This window comes from Legionella tucsonensis (genome assembly GCF_001468035.1).
Classification (GTDB): domain Bacteria; phylum Pseudomonadota; class Gammaproteobacteria; order Legionellales; family Legionellaceae; genus Legionella; species Legionella tucsonensis.
In genome coordinates this window covers 1,725,200-1,744,186 of the sequence record NZ_LNZA01000001.1, presented here as the reverse complement: position 1 = coordinate 1,744,186, position 18,987 = coordinate 1,725,200, and the positions used below count along the sequence as shown (strand labels likewise).

Genomic DNA, 18,987 nt, shown 5'->3' with positions numbered 1-18,987 from the left:
GCATAAACAAATGCGATATTTTAAATTTTAATCGTGTTTTGATGTTACAAATGAGTTTTGGAGAACAGGACAGTAAGTGTGAGTTGGAGCAATGTTTTTTGTTGTCTCTGAAAGATATTGTTTATGATTTTATTGCATTGTAATATGTTTAGCTTTAATAAACATTAACTTGCTGAGATGCCCAAGCTGAGTTGTCCACTTCGGTGGATACAGAATGATGGATGATGCAGTTTAAAGAAATACAAGGATGTCTAATGCGTTTTGATAAAGCCAGCTATAGAGGATTAGTACCAATATTTTTGTCCTTCATGAGTTCAACTGCTTCTTTTGCAGAGGGTCAACCAGTAAATAATTTCTTTTTCGATTATACAAAAGGTCATTTGGTTCTTGAGCTTGGAGGATTTTATGCATCTCAGGGGAAAGCTCAAGACATTAGAGTGCAAAACTTAGTTGGAAATCGATATACGGTTAAAAGTCATTTTCAAGGTAGTGGTCTTGCGGGAGTGGGTTATTTTTTAGATGGTCCACAACTGGATCGCTTTAATTTTTCTTATGGTGCAAATGTTTTCTTCTTAGGTACAACCACGACTAAAGGGTATATTATTGAAGAGCATTTGGATACGAACCTTTCTTATACCTATAAGATTCAAAACATTCCATTGTTTTTTATGGCTAAAAGCATTGTTCCGATTCATAGTGAAAAAGTTAATCTTGCTTTAGATGTGGGTATTGGTCCGAATTTTATTGAAACCAGTCATTATAAAGAAGTACCGCTTACCTTATTTACCCTTCCTAACAATGGTTTTTCAGATCGTAATTCCACTGCATTTGCAGCTACAGTGGGTGCTGGTCTTCAATTTAACAATGTTGCAGATAAGATTCCTCTGGAATGTGGTTATCGTTTTTTTTACTTGGGTCAAGGGCAATTGGCGAAGAATAATGATCTCATTATCAATACTCTAAAAACAGGTAATAACTATGCTAATGCCATTATTTGTTCAGTCACAATTTAGTAAAAAGGAATTCTAGGATGATGAAAAGGACACTCTTTATTGGTATGACGCTGTTTTTCTTTTTAGAGCCAGTGGTTTTTGCCACATGCAATGATTTTATCCCCGGATCCGGACAACATTTTTTGGCAACGATTCCACCGGCTTCATCAACGCTTTCTATTATTACGACTACTCCGAGAAAAATTTATCCCACGGCGGGAATAAGAATTCTTACACCAGGATATAGTATTATAGGCCAATCGCCATCCGCCAATGGATTTGTCCTTTTTTCGGTGAGCGATACCATGCCTGCACAATTCGCTATAGATGGTCCGATAGGTACTATAAACATTAGGCTGTGTTTGAATGGTATGGGAAAAAAATATTCCTGTGAAGAATATTTTTTATCCATATCTTAGTCCAAAGTTATTTTTACCGCTTGAAGGACTCTCTAAGATTAGTTATGGATACTGCTGAATTTTTGTAATAATGCAGCAGTATCCATTTTTTATTGTTGTAATTCTTCACGATCTTTAAAATAATCTAATGAATTAGGGTTTGCCAGAGATTGCAAATTATTTACAGGTAAACCATGAACAACTTGTCTGACAGCAACCTCTACTATTTTGCCGCTAATTGTTCTTGGAATATCTTCAACTTGCAGTATTTTCGCTGGTATGTGTCTTGGTGAGGCATTCTGACGAATCGTTAAACGTATTTTATTTATTAGCTCTTCGGTGAGCTTCACGCTGTCACGCAATTTAACAAACAAAACGACCCGCACATCGTCTTGCCAATCTTGACCAATTACAATGCTGTCAACTACTTCATCTATTTTTTCTACTTGTCTATAAATTTCAGCGGTACCAATACGCACGCCTCCAGGATTTAAAACAGCGTCGGAGCGTCCGTAAATGATTAATCCATTGTGAGCGGTAATCTCTGCAAAATCTCCATGAGCCCATATTCCGGGAAATCGTTCGAAATAAGCGCGTTGATATGCAGTTCTTTCGGGATCATTCCAAAAACCTACAGGCATGGACGGGAAGGGGGCTGTACAGACTAACTCCCCGCGCTCTTCACGAACGGGATGTCCTTCTTCATCAAATACATCAACAGCCATACCAAGACCTAAGCATTGCAATTCCCCTCTGTAAATTGGAAGCATTGGATTACCTAAGGCAAAACAAGAAATGATGTCTGTACCACCTGAAATAGAACAAAGCTGCACATCATCTTTGATTTGTTCGTAAACAAAATCATAGTTTTTAGGTAGAAGTGGTGAGCCTGTTGAAAGAATGCATCGCAAGTGAGTTAAATCAAACTCTTCTTTAGGTTTAACTCCTGCTTTTTCTACGGAGGAGATAAATTTGGCACTGGTGCCAAAAACAGTGACCTGTTCGTCTGCGATTAATTTGAATAAACGATCGCTTTCAGGGTAAGTCGGAGAACCTTCGTATAAAGTGAGAGTCACTCCTAAGGCAAGTGCAGAAACAGTCCAGTTCCACATCATCCATCCGCAAGTAGTATAAAAGCATAAGTTGTCTTTAGCATGCAGATCGGTATGCAACCCTAACTCTTTAATGTGCTGTAATAGAGTTCCACCCGCTCCGTGAATAATGCATTTTGGTTTTCCAGTAGTTCCTGATGAGAACATAATGTAAACTGGATGTTCAAAAGGCATGGAAACAAAGTCACAGTGACTTGCTGGACGAAGAAAATCCTTCCAATGCTGAGCTTTAGGCAGTGCAGAGATATCTATGGACTCGTTTATATTAGGGCAAATTACAATTTGGATGAGTGAGCTAATAGCATCATTAAGTTGTTTGATTTTTTCAGATCCACTGTGTTTTTTTCCTTGGTATTGGTGACCGTCACAGATAAACAGTACTTTGGGGTCAATTTGTCCCAATCGATCAATTGCGGCTTGAGCGCCAAAATCAGGTGAACAGGAAGACCAAATCGCTCCTAATGATGTTGTAGCGAGCATGGCGATAATTGTATGTGCAGTATTGGGCATTAAAGCAGCTACTCTGTCACCAGCACTAACTCCTATCGCTTTTAAACCTGCTGCACATTGTGCGACCAAATCATGTAATTGTTCATAGCTAATTACTTGTTTGCTGTTGTCTTCATTAAGACTAATTAAAGCTGGATGTTTATCTTTGCGGGATAATAGTTTTTCAGCAAAATTAAATTGAGTTCCAGCAAACCAATGTGCATTTATCATTTCATCATTATGATAATGATTCAGAATTTGGTAAGGTGCAGTATCAAACTGCACATGAAAGAAATCGCAAAGTGTTGGCCAAAATGAGTCAGGATGTTTAATGGACCAGGTATGCAGATCTTGATAATTTTCAAAAATCTGACCGTTTTTTTTGGCAGCGAACTCCATAAATTGCCACATTTTACTTTTTTTAGGGTGTTTGGGCTTCCATAAGATATCATTCATGTTTCACTCTCTCATATTTATTACTTTATTTCAGCCAGACTCTATTCAATAGAGACAGTCTGGGAGACGTGGGATATACCTTGATAAATATTCTAATTACAGGGGTTTGCTAACATAGCATTCGCGACTTTTGATTGATTCTTACGTCCTAAAATTTTACAGATCATATCGCCAGCCGTCACAATTTTAAATATATCCACGCCTGTATTTATTCCTAAACCATGCATTAAGTATAGAACGTCCTCGGTAGCTACATTACCGCTTGCTCCACGTGCATAAGGGCAACCACCAAGCCCAGCAACTGAACTATCAAAACGGTGGACACCGTGTTGTAAGGAAGTATAAATATTTGCTATGGCCTGGCCATAAGTGTCATGAAAATGCATTGCTAATTGGTTTAGAGGCAATAACTTAAGTGCTTGTTCGAGTAATAGATGAGTTTGATATGGAGTTCCAACACCTATAGTATCTCCTAATGAAATTTCATCTACGCCCAAATCCAATAGTTTTTTAGTTACTTCAACTACTTTCTCGGGAGTTACACTTCCTTCATAAGGACAACCAAGGACACAGGAAATATACCCTCGTACCTTGATGTGTTTTTCTTTTGCTAAAATGAGGACGGGTTTAAAACGAGAAATACTTTCGTCGATGGAACAATTAATGTTTCGTTGGTTAAATTGTTCACTTGCTGCCGTAAATACTGCAATTTCTTTTACACCAGCTTCCAACGCTTTGAGCATGCCCTGTTCATTAGGAACTAATGCAGAATAGTGTATGGATGGGACTTTAGCTATTGCACGGAATACTTCATTATGGTCTGCCAGTTGAGGAATTGCTTTTGCAGATACAAAACTTGTTACTTCGATATATTGCAAACCAGATTCACTGAGTAAATTGATTAACTCAATTTTATGTTTGCTGGATACAAAAGAAGACTCATTTTGCAAGCCATCACGCGGGCCTACTTCTATAATGGTTACGTTTTGCGGATAGTCCATAATTATCTCTTTTAATTTTCCAAGGTGGCCATACTTTGTTGGTAAAGCGAAACTGTAATCATGTGCTAATCCTCTCTGTCATTCCCGCGAAAAAGGGAACCATTTCTAGCGAGGCAAAGTGCTACTTTAAGATTAGATTCCCGCTTTTACGGGAATGCAAAAACTCTTAATTTAATGGTAATGGTGCTAACTCCTAGGGTTTGTTTCGTTTCCTCCAGCAATATGACCAAACTTATTTAAGAATCTTCTTCACTTAATGACAGTAATTCTTCTCCTTCGTTCACTTGTGCGCCCACAGTATAGAATATATTCAATAAAGTACCGTCAGTGGGGGCATGAATGGTATGTTCCATTTTCATTGCTTCTAAAACGATTAAACGTTCGCCTGCTTTTACCTTCTCGCCGATATTTTTTAAAATTGCGACTACAGTAGCTGGCATTGGTGCTGTAAGCTGTCCTTTATGAACGTTGGTTTGCGCACCAATTGTTCCCCAGTTAAACCGTTCAATAGTAATTTGCCCTTGATTCGTATACAAGGTCAAAGATTGTTTTTTATTTTCAACTGTAGCGTGATGTTTTTGTATCTTTATTTCAACAAAGATTTTATCACCAGACAAATGAGCATAAATTAAATGCTCCTGTGTTTTGAATCGAACTTTAAAGTGATTTTTATCAATTGGAGTGATAAATGCTTCGATCAATTCATTCTGATCTTTATAACGCCATATCCAATGGCTTGATATTTGAGATTGCCAGGCAAAAGTTTCTTGCAATAAGGGATCTCGAAATGTATTGATGTTGTTTAAATAATCAAAACTCACGGTCATGACTAAGGCTATTTCTTTGTCTATTGCAGAGAGTATGATTTTTTCCTGGCTTAAAAAATCGGTACTGAGTTTTGCCTGTCTAAATTTGGGATGTTGGCAAATAGCTTGTAAAAACGGAATGTTCGTTTTCACTCCGCCAATAAAATAATTGGATAAAGCATGTTCTAATCTGGATAAAGCTTCATCGCGATTAGCCCCCCACACGATAAGCTTAGCGATCATAGGGTCATAGTACATAGTAATTTGTGATGAAAGTTGTACCCCTGTATCAATGCGTATCCCATCTCCAAAAGGTTCTTGTAAAAAGTGGATTTGCCCTATGGATGGAATAAAGTCATGATGCGGATCCTCGGCGTAGATACGGCATTCGATTGCATGACCATGTACTTGAATTCTATCTTGTACTAAGGGTAAAATTTCATTAGCAGCAATTTTCAACTGCCAGGCGACTAAATCAAGTCCAGTAATCATTTCCGTCACTGGATGTTCTACCTGCAATCGAGTATTCATTTCCATGAAATAGAAGTGTTCTGAATCATCTACTAAAAACTCAACAGTACCTGCGCCACTGTATTTTATAGATCGGGCTACTTCACAGGCCGCCTCAGCAAGTTTTTGTCGTAAAGAAACAGATAAATTGGGTGCTGGAGCTTCTTCAATTATTTTTTGGTGTCTCCGTTGAATGGAACAATCCCGCTCGAATAAATGAACTACATTGCCATGATTGTCTGCCATGATTTGTAATTCAACATGGCGAGGATGAAGCACCAGCTTTTCTATAATCATTGTATCATCAGCAAAACTTGCCATTGATTCACGTTTTGCTCCTGCCAGGGCAGCACGAAACTCTGATTCGTGATGAACAGCACGCATCCCTTTACCCCCACCTCCATTAGCCGCTTTGAGAAGGACAGGAAATCCTATTTTTTTTGCTTCAGCCAGTAATTTGTCTTCAGTTTGTTCACTGCCATGATAGCCCGGGGTTAATGGCACTTTGGTTTTTTCCAGTAATTGTTTGGCCAATTGTTTGGAGGCCATTGCTTCCATTGCTTTGACTGAAGGACCAATAAACACAATGTTAGCTTCTATACATGCTTTGGCAAATTCAGGGTTTTCAGATAAAAATCCATAACCGGGATGAATAGCTTGTGCTCCACATTCCTTGGCAATATGAATAATATTAGCAATATTCAGATAGCTGTCTTTAGCTGGTGCGTCACCAACAAAATACGCACTGTCAGCACTTCGTACATGCAGACTGTTTTTATCAACCGAGGAATAAATAGCTACTGTGTGTATGCCCATAGATTGAGCAGTTTTGATAATTCTGCAGGCAATTTCACCGCGGTTGGCAATAAGAATTTTATTAAACATTAGTGCCTCATTAATTTTTACTTTTATAACCACTTAAACTCTTCTAATGGAGTCCGAGTACTTTGTAGCTTGGTGCAGCGCAGCGGAACCCGGGATCGGTAAACGATGTATTTCGGGTTCCGCTGCGCTGCACCCAGGCTACTAATTCCAGTTTGGTGTTTCTTTCTTTAAAAACGCATTAAGTCCTTGTTGTCCTTCAGCTGATACTCTTTTTTGAGCGATTAAGGAAGCAGTGTAATAAACAAGCTCTTCATTTATTTTTCTATTTGCTACATAGCTTGCCAGTTGCTTTGATGCTCTGACTGCGTCGGGTGCATTGTTGCTGATTTGTTTTGCATAATTAAGTGTAAATTCCAGCAATCTTTCCTCAGGAACACAGTGTTGTATTAAATGTAATGACAATGCCTTAGCTGCATCAAAAACCTCAGCACTCATAAATAACGCTTTAGCACTATGTTCGCCAATGGCTTGCACGACGTATGGACTAATTACTGCTGGTATTAGGCCCAATTTAACTTCCGAAAAACAAAAACGTGCTGATTGGGAAGCTATAGTAATGTCACATGCTGCTGCAAGTCCTGCTCCACCACCAAAAGCAGAGCCATGCACCATAGCTAAAGTCGGTTTAGGACTTTTATTTAAAGTGTACATCAGATTACCAAGTATCATGGCATCCTTGAGATTTTCTTCTTCATTATAACGTGCCATGTTTTGCATCCAGGCTAAATCAGCGCCTGCAGAAAAATGTTTTCCATTTGCTTTGAGCACTATGACACGAACATTAGAATTGGCAATAGCAGCATCAAGCTGATGTTGCATCTCACTTAAAAGCTGATTATCAAAGGCATTGTGTTTACTCACACGATTTAAAGTGAGTAAACACAATCGATCCTGAATTTCATACAACAAGTCACTCACCTGTGTGCTCCTTACATGCGAAATACGCCAAAGCGTGTTGATTCAATAGGGGCATTTAATGCGGCTGATAACCCTAGCCCTAATATTTTGCGTGTATCCTGAGGGGCGATAACACCATCATCCCACAATCGGGCACTGGCGTAATAAGGATTTCCCTGAGTCTCATATTGGGAGCGCAATTGCTCTTTAAAACGTTCCTCCTCTACCACAGGCCAATCGTTTCCTTGTTTTGCCAATTTGTCTCGATTAACTTGCGCCAAAACATGAGCAGCTTGTTCTCCTCCCATGACTGAAATGCGTGAGTTAGGCCAAGACCAAAGAAAATTAGGGTTATAGGCACGCCCGCACATAGCATAATTCCCTGCACCAAAACTACCGCCAACAATTACTGTAAACTTAGGAACATTGGCATTGGCAACAGCGGTTACCATTTTGGCGCCATGTTTTGCAATACCGGAAGCTTCATATTTAGAACCAACCATAAAACCAGTAATATTTTGCAAAAACAACAAAGGAATTTTACGTTGGCAACAAAGTTCTATAAAGTGGGTTCCTTTCAAGGCACTTTCACTAAATAGAATGCCATTATTTGCAATAATTCCTATGGGGTAACCGTATAAATGTGCGAAGCCACAAACCAATGTTGTGCCAAATAATGCTTTAAACTCATCAAATTCAGAACCGTCAACAATGCGTGCAATAATTTCTCGAATATCAAAGGGTTTCCGGGGATCTGTAGGTACTATCCCATTTAGTTCTTTACAGTCATAGAGTGGTTCTACGGTTTCAATCCGCATTAATTGCTGTGGTTTTTTACGATTTAAATTACTAATGGAGGTTCGTGCTAGATGAAGTGCATGAGCATCGTGTTCGGCGTAATGATCCGCTACGCCTGAATGTCGACAATGAACTTCAGCGCCGCCTAATTCTTCAGCACTGATGACTTCACCTGTAGCTGCTTTGACAAGAGGCGGTCCACCAAGAAAAATCGTAGCTTGATTTTTAACCATAATTGATTCGTCGGCCATTGCAGGAACATAAGCTCCTCCAGCAGTACAAGAGCCCATAACTACTGCAATTTGTGGGATATTTTGCGCAGACATTTGTGCTTGATTGAAAAAGATTCGTCCAAAATGATCGCGATCAGGGAATACTTCATCCTGATGGGGCAAATAGGCTCCTCCGGAGTCTACCAGGTAAATGCAGGGCAAATGATTCATTAGCGCGATTTCTTGTGCCCTTAGGTGTTTTTTTACGGTTAATGGATAGTAAGTGCCACCTTTTACCGTCGCATCATTCACAACAATAACACACTCAATACCTGAAACCCAGCCGATCCCCGTGATAATCCCTGCAGCAGGGACTATATCATCATATACTTGATAAGCTGCAAGCTGTGAGAGTTCAAGAAAAGGGCATCCAGGATCAAGTAATTGCTGCAATCGTTCCCTTGGTAATAATTTACCGTGTTTTAAATGACGGGCACGTGCTTTTTCATCGCCACCTAAAGCAATGTACTGTATTCGATTGTGTAATTCATCCACTAAGGATTGCATAGCTGTTTGGTTTTCTTTGAATTCTTGACTGGTTGTGTTGATTTGGCTAATTATTTTTACCATGCCTGTTCCTTATCGTAGTACCAAAATATCGCTTAGGACAATGATTGTCCAAATAATCCAAGTAATTGCAATAAAGTGAGGCATATTGCCCCCTTTTATGAACTTGTAAATAAGCGCTGGAACGGCAGTAATCACTACAGGTAATACAACAAGAACCAAAATTTTCCGAACTACAAGCCCCCAGCCTGTTTGACTGAATATAGGGGTCAATTTCAAATTAACGTAGGTGAAAAACATATCAACATAGACAATAATAAGATGCGCGTATTTTGCGAATAGTACTACTAAAATACTCAGTAGCAGATAGATAATACTGTGTCGTAGCATGAACATCCTTTTTTGTAAGTGCTCGGCCCTATGAGGGAAATGGCTGTATTTGGAAACATCTTGCGAGAAAAATTTTCTCACATCCTGAACTCAAACCCAACCATTCGAGTAGTATTAATATGGGAACCTGAGCTATTACCTTTATTTATAAGAAAATCCCCTATCCCATTTATGGGTTAGGGGCCTTTTTGTTTTAAATTAATTCAATTGCCATAGCCGTTGCTTCACCACCACCAATACACAATGAAGCGACACCGCGTGTTTTTCCTTGATGTTTTAGAGCATGTATTAAAGTTACTAAAATACGCGCACCGGAAGCGCCAATAGGATGGCCCAAAGCACAAGCTCCGCCGTGAATATTAACTTGTTCTGGATTTAATTCAAGTTGTGTCATAGCTGCCATTGTTACTACAGCAAATGCTTCATTTATTTCATATAGATCCACATCATTTTGTTTCCAGGATGCTTTATTCATGACTTTACGAATGGCATCTACTGGTGCTGTAGTAAACCACTCCGGTGCTTGTGAATGACTTGCATGAGCAACAATACGGGCAATGGGTTGAATACCACGTTTTTCAGCCTGTCCCGCACTCATTAAAATCAGACTTGCTGCACCATCAGATATGGAACTTGAATTGGCTGCGGTAACGGTTCCATCTGTTTTAAAAGCAGGTTTTAATTGGGGTATTTTAGCGATTTTTGCAGCATCAGGACCTTCATCTACATTCACTGTAATATCACCCTTACGTGTATTAATCGTTATCGGAGTAATTTCTTCTTTAAAAGCTCCATTTTCTATTGCCTCGAGTGCTCTGCTCATGGAGCGAGTGGCAAATTCATCCTGCTGATCTCTGCTAAAATGAAAATGATTCGCTGTAGCTTCTGCGAAAACACCCATTAACTTTCCTTTATCATAGGCATCTTCTAATCCGTCAAGGAACATATGATCTTTTAATTCACCATGTCCTAGCCTGTATCCTGAGCGTACCTTATTCAATAGATAAGGTGCATTACTCATACTCTCCATACCACTGGCAAGGATAATATTTGCAGAGCCTGCTCGAATTAAGTCATGAGCTAACATGACAGCTTTCATTCCTGAGCCACACATTTTATTTATTGTGGTCGCTCCTGAAGAGTTGGGCAATCCTGCTTTAATGGCTGCTTGTCGTGCCGGAGCTTGACCAATTCCAGCCTGTAAGACACAACCACTGATTATTTCGTCTATTTCTGCTGGGCTAATTCCTGCTTGAGATAAGGCCGCTATATGTGCAATTGCCCCTAATTCTGGAGCTGAAAGAGTTGATAAATTTCCTAACATGGCTCCCATGGGAGTTCTTTTTGCCGCAACAATTACGATGTCATTCTGTTCCATTTTATTTTTCCTTATGCTGTTTCTTTAAAAAGTTCTCGTCCAATAAGCATTCTTCTGATTTCAGAAGTACCAGCCCCTATTTCATATAATTTTGCATCGCGCAGTAAACGTCCTGTGGGATACTCATTAATATATCCATTACCACCAAGAATTTGAATTGCTTGTAATGCCATTTGTGTTGCTCTTTCAGCCGTATATAAAATCACGCTTGCAGCATCTTTACGACTGACTATACCTTGATCACAAGCTCTGGCAATAGCATATAAATATGCTCTTGAGGCACCCAGATCAGTATACATATCTGCTAATTTACCTTGGATGAATTGAAATTCACCTATGGATTGTTCAAATTGTTTGCGTTCATGTACGTAAGGCAAAACAACATCCATACACGCTTGCATAATTCCTACTGGGCCTGAAGCCAGAATGGTACGTTCATAATCCAGTCCACTCATTAATACAGTTACACCTCGATTGACTTCGCCCAAAACGTGTTCTGCTGGAATTTCACATTGTTCAAATACCAATTCACAGGTATTTGAGCCACGCATTCCTAGCTTGTCGAGTTTTTGAGCTGTTTTGAAGCCTGGCATTCCTTTTTCAATTAAAAAGGCAGTGATTCCCTTGCTTGCAGCGTGTTTGTCAGTCTTGGCGTAAACAACCAGGACATTCGCATCAGGTCCATTGGTGATCCACATTTTGGTGCCGTTGAGAATATATTTGTTGCCTTCTGGACGAGCATGTAATTGCATACTGACTACATCGGATCCTGAATTGGACTCACTCATAGCCAGAGCCCCAACATATTCTCCACTAATAAGTTTAGGCAGATATTTTTGTTTTTGCGAATGCGTGCCATTTAAATAAATTTGGTTGACGCATAAATTGGAGTGAGCGCCGTAACTTAAGCCTACAGATGCTGATGCCCGAGAAATTTCTTCCATAGCGATAACATGAGCAAGGTATCCCATGTTGGCACCGCCATATTCTTCACTGACGGTAATTCCCAGTAAACCCATTTCACCTAGCTTTCTCCATAAATGGTTGGGGAAAGTATTACTTTCGTCAACTTGAGCAGCAAGCGGAGCAATTTCAGCACGAGCAAATTGGTAGACACTGTCGCGCAACATGTCGTAAGTTTCACCGAGTTGATAATTCGGTCCTGTATACATAGGTGCCCCCTGTGGTTATAACTATTACCTGATACAAGAATTTAATGAACGCCTGAATTTGTCTAATCTTGATGCAGAGTAAGTCGTCTGTTGTTTTTTACAAATGTGTTAGACTATACCCAATCAAGTTGAAGATGCAAATAGAATTTCGCAGATCTTTTTTCTTACTAGAAATGCTCCTTTACCTGATTTAAAAAATCGCCTAATCTTAAGCCAAAGGAAAAACTATCGAACTGTTTATAAGGGTAGTTATAGCTAAAGTTTCAGCATTTCGGTTTATTTATTTAGGAGAGTCATTCATGCGTAAGTTAGTACTCTGGGGACATAGTGTTGATGAGTATCGTGAGATGTTTGATTTGTCTCAAGAAGATATGAACTCCAGGATTTTAGAATATGGATGTGGTCCCAGTGCAGTAAACGCCCAACAATTTCAGGAAGCACATCAAGCCGTAAGTTGTGATCCTTTGTTTGTTTTGGATAAAGATACATTATCCTCTAAAGCAGTTATGATTTTTGCACAAATGGCAGATGAAGTACGCCGAGAACAAGATCAATTTGATTTCAGTCGTGCTGGAGGGTTAGAGCAATTACTGGAAAACCGTCGTAATGGCATGAAAAAATTCTTTGCCGATTATGAGCGAGGTAAGACTGAAGGACGATATTATGGCGCAGCAGATTACCATTTACCTTATCCTGATTTCTCTTTTGATTTTGCATTAAGTGCGAATTACTTATTTGCCGACTTGGAAGAACAAACTGTCAAATTTCATGTAAATGTAATTCGTGAATTAGCAAGAGTAGCCAAAGAAGTAAGAATTTTTCCTTTAAATGACATAGAAGGCAAGACCTCTGAGTTCTTAGGCCCCGTATTACTTGAATTACAAAAAGAAGGATATGGTGTAGAGATTAGAGAAGTAGAGTATCATTTGCATAAGTCTGAAAACGCTATGCTGCGTGTTTGGGCACAGAAATGCGATATTTAATAAATGTAGCCTGGGTGACGCGACACGAAACTCAGGTTTGGTATTAACTCTAAACCCCTTTGGTTTTGCCTACACAGACGACAAGGTTTTTTATGTATTCAATGTTACGTCCTTTACTTTTTAGCATGAATCCTGAAAGTGCACATACTTTTAGTTTATCTGCTTTACGTTATGTACCTAAGATTTGTTTTAAAAAGGTTAAGCCTAAACCTACTACAGCCTTAGGATTACCATTTCCTCATGTTGTTGGTTTGGCAGCAGGATTGGATAAAAACGGAGAGTATTTGGATGCATTGGCGAAATTAGGTTTTTCTTTTATTGAATTAGGAACAGTTACACCAAGACCACAAATGGGTAATCCCAAACCACGGTTATTTAGGTTACCAGAAGCTGATGCGATTATTAATCGTATGGGGTTTAATAACCAGGGCGTGGATGCTTTGGTGGACCATGTAAAAAAAGCACGTTATAAAGGAATCTTGGGCATTAATATTGGTAAAAATAAAGACACTTCGTTAGAACATGCCGCAGATGATTACATTCATTGTTTGAGAAAGGTGTATGAATATGCTTCTTATATAACCATCAATATTTCTTCACCGAATACTCCTGATCTACGCCAATTGCAGCAGAAGGAGTATTTTGCCAATTTATTATCGCAAATTCAGGCTGAACAAATTAAATTATCCGATAAACTTCAGCGCCATGTTCCCTTGGTGGTTAAAATATCACCAGATGAAGAACCAGAAACTTTAAAACAAATGACTGAAGTGATTTTGAGTTATGGCATTGAAGGAATTATTGCGACGAATACAACCTGTTCCCGCAACGGAGTGTCTCATTTACCTTATGCTGAAGAAACCGGAGGGCTAAGTGGTAAGCCCTTATGGGAGCTATCTACTGAGTGCTTGCGCTTGCTAAAACACTATGTAGGTAACGATGTAACTTTAATCGGAGTCGGTGGCATCGACAATTGCAGCAGTGCACAGGCAAAGCTGGATGCAGGTGCTTCATTAATTCAAGTGTATACTGGTTTGATTTATCAGGGACCTAGGTTGGTATATGACTTAAAAAAAGGATTAAAATAAAACAGCAGGCGAAGACTTTGGCAGTCACCTCCTAAGTAGGATGCTTATGAGCAGTATCTAAGGATCTTGCTTTAAAAAAGAGCTCCACAATGTCTCAACGCATCGTTCTGGATGGAGAAATTTGAAGGATCACTTAAGCCTAAAACCAGGGAAGAAATTTGGGGAGGCTCTGGGGATTCAATGGGAACTATTTAAGATGAAATGTATTACTAAAGATCTGGCAGCACAAATGGAGTCTTGCATCAAGCAAACTCATATAGAAGTAACTCAGCAGTATTCTCAAGGAAAGATAGTGGAAATTAATGGGGGCGCTGCCTGTTTTTCAGGATTTGATTCTTACTTGTCGCAAGTAGTAGGGTGGGGATTTAATACGAAATTCAAGTATTTTCAGCCTGAGATTGAATGCATAGAGCAATTTTATAGGAGATTAAATCATAAGCGAGTAGATATTGAATTATGTCCTTTCGTAGGAAATGAACTTACCGTATTTTTAAGTCAGCGTGGTTATTGCATCACCGAATTAAATAATGTCTCAATCCTGGATTTAAAAACATATCAGCCGCTTGATTGCGTTGCAGATCTTTTAACAATTAGAGAAATAAAATCAAACGAAACGAGAGAGTGGGCCAAAAAGGTAGCTCTAGGGTTTAATGCCCCTGAGGCTGAAGAGCAATTTTTTTGTTATGCCCAATCTAAGGGGGTCAGTGCCTATGCTGTCTATGATAAAGATGTCATTGTAGCTGGGGCAACACTTGCCATACATGGCGATTTTTGTGATTTAGGAGTTACTAGTACTTTACCTGCTTACCGAGGGAAGGGGTTACAAAAAAAATTATTAGTGACCCGATTGAATACCGCAAAACAGAATGGATTGTCTTGGGCAACGGTTACAACAGAACCTGGAAGTGTTTCCGATTGTAATGTCCAAAAAGTAGGATTTCATTGCGCTTATACACGAATCAAAATGACCTTGGAATGATGTTTGCCGATAGGTAGTCAGGGTGCGGCGTGTATAACTCGGGTTTTTTGATGCGAATGAACATTCGATGTTGGTTTGCTGCTGCACTGTGGCCACCTGCATGCTTTAAGGAATATTAGCACTTCCATGTAATAACAGTTACAATAACCCATGTTTCGATTGAACTACTTGAGTCATGAAAAAGAAACTTTCTGTTAAAACCAGCATTTTATACAAACGTTTGTTAGCTTATGTGAAGCCATTTTGGCCCATATTGGCCTTAGGTATTTTTGCCAATATTTTGTATTCACTGATTGACGCAGGTTTTACTTATATGATGCGGCCTTTTTTTGATAAAAGCTTTATTAATGTTGATATGGATTTTATTAAAAAAATTCCTTATATCATTCTAGTAGGGATTACTTTGAGGGGACTTGTCAGCTCCGTGGGTAGTTATTGTATGACCTGGGTTGCGCGCGCTGTGGTTAAGGTATTAAGGGAAAAAGTTTTTAACCATATTCTTCACTTACCTGCAGATTTTTACGATGAAGCAACTTCAGGACAAATGCTTTCTAAAATTCTTTATGATGTAGAACAAGTAGCTCAGGTTAGTGCAGAGGCCTTGACAGATATTGTTCAAAATACGTGTTTAATTATAGGCTTTCTCACGGTCATGATGGTGATTTGCTGGCAATTATCCCTTATGTTTCTGTTAACCATTCCCTTTGTTGGTCTTATTGTGAATTACACCAATAAACGTGTGCGACGAATCAGTCATAAAGTACAAAAAACAATGGTCGAGGTGACTGAGATTGCGAGTGAAGCAATTGAGAGTTACAAGGTGGTGCGCATTTTTGGAGGTGCTTCTTATGAATCTGAAAAATTTACTAAAGCCATAGAGTATTCACGTCAGAACGATATGAAAGTTGCAGCAAGTAAAGCACTCAATGTCTCTGGGGTACAAATTGTTATCGGTATAGGAATTGCCGCAATCATTGCAGCAGCCATTAAACTGTCTACGGTAGTGATTATTTCTGCAGGTTCTTTTTTAGCAATTATCGCGGCAATGATTCAGTTGATTAAGCCGATGAAAACCCTCACTACTTTGAATGCAGTAATTCAAAAAGGCTTGGCTGGAGCAGAAAGTGTGTTCAATATGTTGGATCTCCCTACAGAACAAGACCGAGGAATTGTTCTATCGCAAAGATCACAGGGTTCTTTGGAGTTTAAACATGTGTCTTATGCTTATAGACAAGGGGATAAGGTATTGCATGATGTAAGTTTTACGATTGAATCGGGTAAAACAGTGGCATTGGTCGGACATTCCGGGAGCGGTAAAACTACCATAGCCAGTTTATTACCTCGTTTTTATGAAGTAACTCAAGGTGTGATTACTCTGGATAATATCCCTATCAATCAAATAAGTTTGACCAGTTTGCGAGAGCAAATGGCGTTGGTCAGTCAAAATGTGACCCTTTTTAATGATACTTTGGCTAATAATATAGCGTATGGCCGCTCGGATGTAAGCCGACAACAAATTATACAAGCCGCTAAAATGGCTTTTGCCCATGAATTCATTAGTCGTTTACCCGAAGGTTATGACACATGTGTTGGTGAAAATGGTGTGTTACTTTCCGGTGGTCAGCGGCAAAGGATAGCGATTGCGCGTGCTATTTTGAAGAATGCACCCATTTTAATTCTTGATGAAGCAACATCTGCATTGGATAGTGAGTCAGAGCGATACATACAAATTGCTTTAGAAGAAGTAATGAAAAATCGAACAACTATAGTCATTGCGCACCGCTTATCGACGATCAAACACGCAGATAAAATTATTGTGATGCAACAAGGATGTATTGTGGAACAAGGCACTCACCAAGAATTACTTGACTTGCAAGGATATTACGCACAGCTTCAGGGCATACAACACTCAGATACAATTCATGAGGATGCAATAGCCTGATGTCTTCTTTCTTAGAGCAATTATGGTATGGCCATCATCACCCGCTACAATGGATATTGCGTCCATTATCTTGGGTTTATTCTACGATTGCTTCAGCCAGACGTTATTTTTTGCGACGTTTTAGACAAATAAGTTGTCCAGTTCCTCTCATTGTTGTTGGTAACATAACAGTTGGAGGAGTGGGTAAAACTCCTCTGGTGATTGAATTGGCTAAGAGAATACAACAAAAAGGATTAAAGGTTGGCATTGTGAGTCGTGGCTATGGCGCAACAATAAAGCAATTCCCCTATGAAGTTCAAGTCAATGATCCCGCTCCAAAAGTTGGAGATGAGCCCTTACTGTTAGCACAAAAAACCAAATGCCCTGTAGTGATTGCACCAAAGCGAATCCAGGCTGTACGCTATCTCTTAGAAAAACATCAAAGCCAAATCATTATTAGCGATGATGGATTACAGCATTACCGTATGGGGCGAGCTATTGAAATTGCTGTTATTGATGGGACCCGAGGATTAGGTAATGGTTTTTGTTTGCCGTCAGGACCACTGAGAGAATCTGCTATACGTCTGGAACAAGTTGATTTTATTGTGGTAAATGAAGGTCATTGGAGCAATGCATATCCTATGAAATTAAAACCCGGAAAAATTAAAAAATTAAGTACGGATGAGGAAGTTGATGCACATACATTACATGGAAAATGGGAAGCGATCGCCGCAATTGGTAATCCTCAACGTTTTTATTCCACTTTGTTGCAATTAGGGATAGAATTCGATAGCACTTCTTATCCTGATCATTATCAGTTTAAGCCAGATGATTTGAATTATTCCAAATCACCTATTATTATGACGGAAAAAGATGCGGTGAAATGCCGATCATTTAGTTCGGACACCATGCATTATTTACCTGTAGACGCTGTATTGGATGATGCATTTTGGGACGCATTGTGGTTACATCAACAGTTAAAAGGTTATTGCTGATTATGTTTGCTTGGATTCGCTGTTTTTTATTTGTAATAATATTCCACACAAGTACAGGATTGTTTGCATCTGAAGTAGAGCCCATGCCGCAACCGGTACAATCCACCGAACCAACCATAGGGAGTTGGACTTTTTCCGGTATGGTGAAAAATGAGAGTGGGGATAAATACGGCTATTTTTTTGAAATGCAGCGTCAAGGCTCCGATTTCCATACTAAAGCTGCTTTAGTTGATGGACAAACAAACCAATTAGTATTTTTTTATGAAAGCAAAGAAAAAATAAAACAATCAACACCGCTTGATTGGCATGTTGGTTATTCTTTTATTCGTTTCAATCCCATCAATGACAGTTGGATCTTTGGTGTTAAGGCAGCAGACAAAAAAGGCTTTAATTTCAAGGTGGACATGTTAAAGCAAGAAAATAAGGCCAATGAAACCTTAGTCTTGCGTCCCGGAGTAAAATTTGCAGTGTTACAGACAAGCCAGCTTAATGGACATTTGCGTATTGATGATAAAGAACAATTTGTTACCGGGAATAAAGCCTGGTTTGGCAAATTGGTATTAAACAATGATCAGAAAGACGCACATGAAATCAGTACAACTTTTTGTCGTTTAAAGGATGATAATGGTTTTTACTCTGCAAATCTTAAAGAAAAGGATGCAACCAGTGCGGCTGTTGCGGGTTGGCTTGATCCTTTGGGTAATAAAGTCAAAATGTCTCAATTTGTTTCATTAAAACCATTAAAAGATGATCAGTGTATGCTGAGTATTGGATTGCCTAAACTGCACCTAACATTGATTAATACTCTGAAGGCTAATGATCCATCATCACATACAGTTGCTGGGTTTTCTAAAGACAGTAGCGGTGACTTTTGTTTTGTTACTCAACAATCATTCTTAAAAAGTACTGAATTAGATATCGAAAATATCAAGTTAACTGCTTGATATTTATAAAATAT

16 protein-coding genes are annotated in these 18,987 nt (G+C 39.1%); 8 read left to right on the top strand and 8 right to left on the bottom strand.

The features are described 5' to 3' along the window. Positions 1-254: 254 nt before the first annotated feature. Both Ltuc_RS07585 and Ltuc_RS07580 read left to right on the top strand, forming a co-directional pair. Positions 255-1,013 (top strand): hypothetical protein, encoded by a 759-nt coding sequence (locus Ltuc_RS07585; protein ID WP_058520675.1) that lies wholly within the window; start codon positions 255-257, stop codon positions 1,011-1,013. Between the two features lie 17 nt (positions 1,014-1,030). Next, positions 1,031-1,411 carry a hypothetical protein gene (locus Ltuc_RS07580; protein WP_058520674.1) on the top strand — a complete coding sequence of 127 codons (381 nt, stop codon included), beginning with the start codon at positions 1,031-1,033 and terminating at the stop codon, positions 1,409-1,411. Positions 1,412-1,500: 89 nt separating this feature from the next. Here Ltuc_RS07580 and Ltuc_RS07575 read toward each other — a convergent pair whose 3' ends face one another. The 8 genes from Ltuc_RS07575 to Ltuc_RS07540 all read right to left on the bottom strand — a co-directional run bounded on the left by Ltuc_RS07575 (position 1,501) and on the right by Ltuc_RS07540 (position 12,063). Further along, positions 1,501-3,447: an acetoacetate--CoA ligase gene (locus tag Ltuc_RS07575; protein ID WP_058520673.1), complete on the bottom strand. Its 1,947-nt coding sequence runs from the start codon at positions 3,445-3,447 to the stop codon at positions 1,501-1,503. A gap of 92 nt (positions 3,448-3,539) precedes the next feature. After that, the gene (locus tag Ltuc_RS07570) at positions 3,540-4,448 is read right to left on the bottom strand and encodes a hydroxymethylglutaryl-CoA lyase (RefSeq protein WP_058520672.1); all 909 of its coding nucleotides are present in this window, start codon (positions 4,446-4,448) and stop codon (positions 3,540-3,542) included. A 236-nt stretch (positions 4,449-4,684) separates the two neighbouring features. Continuing rightward, entirely contained in the window at positions 4,685-6,649 is a 1,965-nt protein-coding gene (locus Ltuc_RS07565) for an acetyl/propionyl/methylcrotonyl-CoA carboxylase subunit alpha (protein ID WP_058520671.1), read from the bottom strand. Positions 6,650-6,790: 141 nt separating this feature from the next. Beyond that, positions 6,791-7,567: an enoyl-CoA hydratase-related protein gene (locus Ltuc_RS07560; protein ID WP_058520670.1), complete on the bottom strand. Its 777-nt coding sequence runs from the start codon at positions 7,565-7,567 to the stop codon at positions 6,791-6,793. Between the two features lie 11 nt (positions 7,568-7,578). Further along, positions 7,579-9,186, bottom strand: coding sequence for a carboxyl transferase domain-containing protein (locus tag Ltuc_RS07555; RefSeq protein WP_058520669.1), 1,608 nt, complete (start codon positions 9,184-9,186; stop codon positions 7,579-7,581). Between the two features lie 9 nt (positions 9,187-9,195). After that, positions 9,196-9,513, bottom strand: a complete 318-nt coding sequence (locus Ltuc_RS07550; protein WP_058520668.1) for a hypothetical protein — start codon at positions 9,511-9,513, stop codon at positions 9,196-9,198. A 193-nt stretch (positions 9,514-9,706) separates the two neighbouring features. Then, positions 9,707-10,891, bottom strand: a complete 1,185-nt coding sequence (locus tag Ltuc_RS07545; RefSeq protein ID WP_058520667.1) for an acetyl-CoA C-acyltransferase — start codon at positions 10,889-10,891, stop codon at positions 9,707-9,709. Between the two features lie 11 nt (positions 10,892-10,902). Next, entirely contained in the window at positions 10,903-12,063 is a 1,161-nt protein-coding gene (locus tag Ltuc_RS07540) for an isovaleryl-CoA dehydrogenase (protein WP_058520666.1), read from the bottom strand. A 299-nt stretch (positions 12,064-12,362) separates the two neighbouring features. On the opposite strand from Ltuc_RS07540, the gene Ltuc_RS07535 reads away from it, so the two are divergent. The 6 genes from Ltuc_RS07535 to Ltuc_RS07510 all read left to right on the top strand — a co-directional run bounded on the left by Ltuc_RS07535 (position 12,363) and on the right by Ltuc_RS07510 (position 18,973). Continuing rightward, complete coding sequence (locus Ltuc_RS07535; protein WP_058520665.1) at positions 12,363-13,046, top strand: hypothetical protein; 684 nt, start codon at positions 12,363-12,365, stop codon at positions 13,044-13,046. 92 nt (positions 13,047-13,138) lie between these two features. Continuing rightward, positions 13,139-14,134, top strand: coding sequence for a quinone-dependent dihydroorotate dehydrogenase (locus tag Ltuc_RS07530; protein ID WP_058520664.1), 996 nt, complete (start codon positions 13,139-13,141; stop codon positions 14,132-14,134). 196 nt (positions 14,135-14,330) lie between these two features. Next, a complete protein-coding gene (locus Ltuc_RS07525) occupies positions 14,331-15,113 on the top strand; it encodes a GNAT family N-acetyltransferase (RefSeq protein WP_058520663.1) in 783 nt (260 codons plus the stop codon). 175 nt (positions 15,114-15,288) lie between these two features. Then, a complete protein-coding gene (msbA, locus tag Ltuc_RS07520; RefSeq protein ID WP_058520662.1) occupies positions 15,289-17,055 on the top strand; it encodes a lipid A export permease/ATP-binding protein MsbA in 1,767 nt (588 codons plus the stop codon). Next, on the top strand, positions 17,055-18,029 hold the full coding sequence (lpxK, locus tag Ltuc_RS07515) for a tetraacyldisaccharide 4'-kinase (protein ID WP_058520661.1): 975 nt from the start codon (positions 17,055-17,057) through the stop codon (positions 18,027-18,029). The genes msbA and lpxK overlap by 1 nt, the downstream gene beginning before the upstream one ends. 2 nt (positions 18,030-18,031) lie before the next feature. Continuing rightward, positions 18,032-18,973 (top strand): hypothetical protein, encoded by a 942-nt coding sequence (locus tag Ltuc_RS07510; RefSeq protein WP_058520660.1) that lies wholly within the window; start codon positions 18,032-18,034, stop codon positions 18,971-18,973. Positions 18,974-18,987: the final 14 nt, after the last annotated feature.